Source organism: uncultured Methylobacterium sp., from assembly GCF_964244095.1.
Taxonomy (GTDB): domain Bacteria; phylum Pseudomonadota; class Alphaproteobacteria; order Rhizobiales; family Beijerinckiaceae; genus Methylobacterium.
In genome coordinates this window covers 1-3,501 of the sequence record NZ_CAXTHR010000238.1, presented here as the reverse complement: position 1 = coordinate 3,501, position 3,501 = coordinate 1, and the positions used below count along the sequence as shown (strand labels likewise).

The 3,501-nt window shown below is 69.6% G+C and carries 2 protein-coding genes; both read right to left on the bottom strand.

What is annotated here, in order from left to right; translation table 11 throughout:
- Positions 1-198: 198 nt before the first annotated feature.
- Positions 199-1,251 (bottom strand): toprim domain-containing protein, encoded by a 1,053-nt coding sequence (locus ACFE86_RS21765; RefSeq protein ID WP_375457400.1) that lies wholly within the window; start codon positions 1,249-1,251, stop codon positions 199-201.
- Between the two features lie 70 nt (positions 1,252-1,321).
- Complete coding sequence (locus ACFE86_RS21760; protein WP_375457399.1) at positions 1,322-3,463, bottom strand: ParB/RepB/Spo0J family partition protein; 2,142 nt, start codon at positions 3,461-3,463, stop codon at positions 1,322-1,324.
- Between the last annotated feature and the right edge of the window lie 38 nt (positions 3,464-3,501).

The following is a 3,501-nucleotide window of genomic DNA, read 5'->3' as shown; positions in this document are numbered from 1 at the left end:
GAGCACAGCGGAGGACGGCGAGCACGGCTTTCTTGTCTCGCGAGGAATGGGCGTAGCCCAGGGGAAGAAAGTCGCGCGCAGCCGTTGCCGGCCCGGACCGGCTCCGGTCCGATCGCCCCTCTCAGAGGCCAGGGGCGCGGCTCTCCTGCTAAGGGGAACAGCCCTCGGCCACCTTCCACGTTGGCGGTCGAACCCGTGTTAGGCTGCGCGAGCGCTCTCCCGTCCTGGCGTCCAGAACCGCTCGACGTCTTCGGGGGCGAGTTGCACCCGCAAGGCCGCGTGGAGCGCCTCTCGTCCGAGCTGCCGCAGATCGTCGTTGAAGTCGCCCCTTGCGGGCGCCAGCCGTATCGCCTCGATTCCGGCCGCTTCCGCTCTGGTCATCACCGACGCCGTCGCGCGTCGTCCGGCCGGATCGTCGTCCTCAGCGACGTAGAGGCGGCGTAGACCGTCAGACAGGAGTAAGGCGTCGAGATGGTTGGCCGAGCCTGCGGCGATCACCGGCAGGTCGGGCAGTGCGACACGAAGCGACAGCATGGTCTCCAGGCCCTCGCCGACGGCGACGATGCCATGTGCCGCGCCGATGCGGACGCCCTGGCCGTTGATTAGCCCCATCGAACGTCGCGGGGTCGAGACCGGCGCCTTCGTCTGCCCGGAAGGGGCGAGCCAGGTCCGATGCACGCCGGTGATGGCGCCCGCCGGGTCGGTGGCGGCCGCGATCAACGCCGGCCAGGCATTACGGGCGGAGTCGGCCGGGTCGGCCTCGTCACCACGGTAATAGCAGCGCGGGTGGAAGCGCAGCGACGTACAGTCCCGCAAATCCGTAATGCCGCGAGTGCGCAAATACGTTTCTGCGGCCGTGCCCCGGATCGGCTTGGACATGGCGAATAGCCGCCGTGCCGCCTCGGGCGACCCCTGCGGCGCGGGCATGACCGGCTCATGGCCCTCGGGTCGAGGTAGGCTCAGGAAGCGTCGGGCTTCGTCGAGCGTGTCGGCCAGCGTTGCGCAGCCCTGCGCCTGGGCGATGAGGTCGAGCAGGTCGCCGTGCTCGCCGGTAGCGGCATCGGTCCATTTGCCCGCCGGCCCACGGTCGGTGCTCTTCAGCCGGACCATCATCGAGCGGCCGGGTGAGTTGTGGATGTCGCCCACGGTCCACCAGCGGCCCTCGCGCCGGCCGTTGGACAGATAGTGCCTGCAAACCGCCTCGGCGTTGGCGGCGAGGCGGCGGGCCAGCTCTGAGGCGGTGTCCGGCATCGATCGCCTCCTGAACGAAGAAGGGGCCCGCCGTTGCCGGCGAGCCCCAAGGTGGTCACGGGTGCGATGCTTACTCGGCGGCGATCGCGTGGGGCTCGAACGCGGCCTCCTCATCGTCGACCGCTTCCGCATCCTCGACCGTGGCCCCGTCGGCGACCACAGCCGATTCGCCGCCGTCCGCCGCCGTTTCTTCGACGGGTGGTTCGATCACCCGCACGCTCTCGGGGTCGATCGACTCCGCCGTCGCGGCCATCACCCGGCCAGGGGTGCGCAGCGGCTCGGGCAACCAGCCAGAGCCGGCAAGCAGCGTCTCCGCCTCCGTCGCCATCTCCACCTTCTTCAGATGCTCGATGCGATCCGCGGTCCGCCGATCCCTGCCCTCGGCGACCGCCTGCAGGATGCGCGCCTTGGTCACGCGCCCGAGGAAGTTGGCCGCCGTCGGCGTCCAGCTCGCGGCCAGGTCGAGGTCGACCATCTGGGCGAGCCGGTCGGCGTGCGCGAACGCCTTCGGGCGGCGGTTCCAGGCTTCGTGGACCGCGTTGACACTGAGCGACACGCAGTGGGCGAACAGCGCGGCGCGGCTGTCGCCGTCGAACGCGTCGAGCGCCTCCCACAGATCGCTCGAGTCCTTGGGCAGGGCCGCGCGCCAGGACTGGTGCCGCTCGTCGAACGAACGTGCGAGCGGGGTGTCGTTCAGCCCGGGCGCCTGGCTCCCGAACTGGACGCTCTTCAGGTCGAGTTCCAAGCAGGTGTCCGAGCGGTACGTGTAGAAAACCCCCAGGGCCAGTGCGTGCAATGCGGCGAGGAAGGCGACGTCGGGCCGCTCGCCGAGCGCGTGGCGAATCGCCAGCGTGCGGTGGGCGGTCAGCTCGGTCAGCAGCTTGTCGGGGATCGGTCGCAGCCCCTCGTCTTCCTCCGGCTCGATCGCCGGGATGACCGCCGGGCCGTCTGGCTCGTCGCCCTCGACCCCGGCATCGCCAGCGCCCGCCTCGCCCTCGGCGTACCGATCATCGGTGAGTTCGGGCTCGACCGGCAACTCGTCCTCGGACCGGACGTAGCCACGCTCGATGCGCAGCGAGCCGTCGGCGGCGATGCTGACGAAGGCGCCGGCGCGGACGACCTCGTCGGCGTCGTAAACGACCGGCCGCGCATTCAGCGCCTCAATCGCGGTCTCGAGCTCGCCCATGCGCTGGTCCTGCTCGTCGGTCAGCTCCTCGGTTTCTGCCGACGCTGTCTCGATGTCGTCGACCTCCTGCTGGAGCGCCGCGAGGGTCGCCTCTTCCTCCGGCGTGAACGGCACCGTCTCGCCGCGGATTTGGCGCAGGCCATAGGTGTGGCCGTAGGCGAAGTCCGGGGCGACCTCGACCCATTTCCAGCCTTCGGCACCGATGGTCACGCTCGCCTCGTTGAGCTTCTCGGCGACCATCATGTCGACCAGGCCGATGTCCTGCAGCCAGCCGCCGTCATCACCCTGGAACAGGTCGTTCAGGACCGTGCCGCCCGCCTCGACATAGGCATCGACGCCGATGAACTGGGCGCGCTTGTCCGAAGCCCTGACCGCACCTTCGGTCAGCATCCGCCGGATCGTGTAGGGCTGCTTGTCGTAGGACTGGCACAGGCGCTCGAAGACCTGCTCCTGGCGCTCGTGATCGCCGTTCACGGTGAACGCCATCAGCTGGTCGAGGGTCATGCCGTCCTCGGCGTAAACGTCGAGCAGCTTGGGGCTGACCGACGCGAGCCGCAGGCGCTGCTTGACCACGGCGACCGAGACGAACTGGTTCGCTGCGATCTCCTCCTCGGTCTGGCCCTTGGCGCGCAGCGCGAGGAACGCCCGGAACTGGTCGAGCGGATGTAGCGGCGCTCGCTGGATGTTCTCGGCGAGGCTGTCCTCCTCGGCGAGGCCGTCGGTCCGCACGACGCAGGGGACGGGCGCGGTCTTGGCGAGACGACGCTGCTTCACCAGCAGCGCGAGCGCCCGGTAGCGGCGGCCGCCGGCCGGGATCTCGAACATGCCGGTTTCCGCGCCGGCTTCGTCGGTGACGGCCCGGACGCTCAGGCCCATGAGGAGGCCGCGTCGGGCGATGTCTTCGGCGAGTTCCTCGATCGAAACGCCCGCCTTGACGTGGCGGACATTGGACTGGCTGAGCAACAGCTTGTCGAACGGAATGTCGCGCGAGGACGACAGGGTGATCTTTTGGACTGACTTGGCCACGGTAGTTCTCCGTGACGGGCTGGCCGGGAGCCTCTCTC

Excerpts from the sequence above, each read along its gene's own strand:
- ACFE86_RS21765 (WP_375457400.1), bottom strand. The coding sequence starts at position 1,251 with ATGCCGGACACCGCCTCAGAGCTGGCCCGCCGCCTCGCCGCCAACGCC.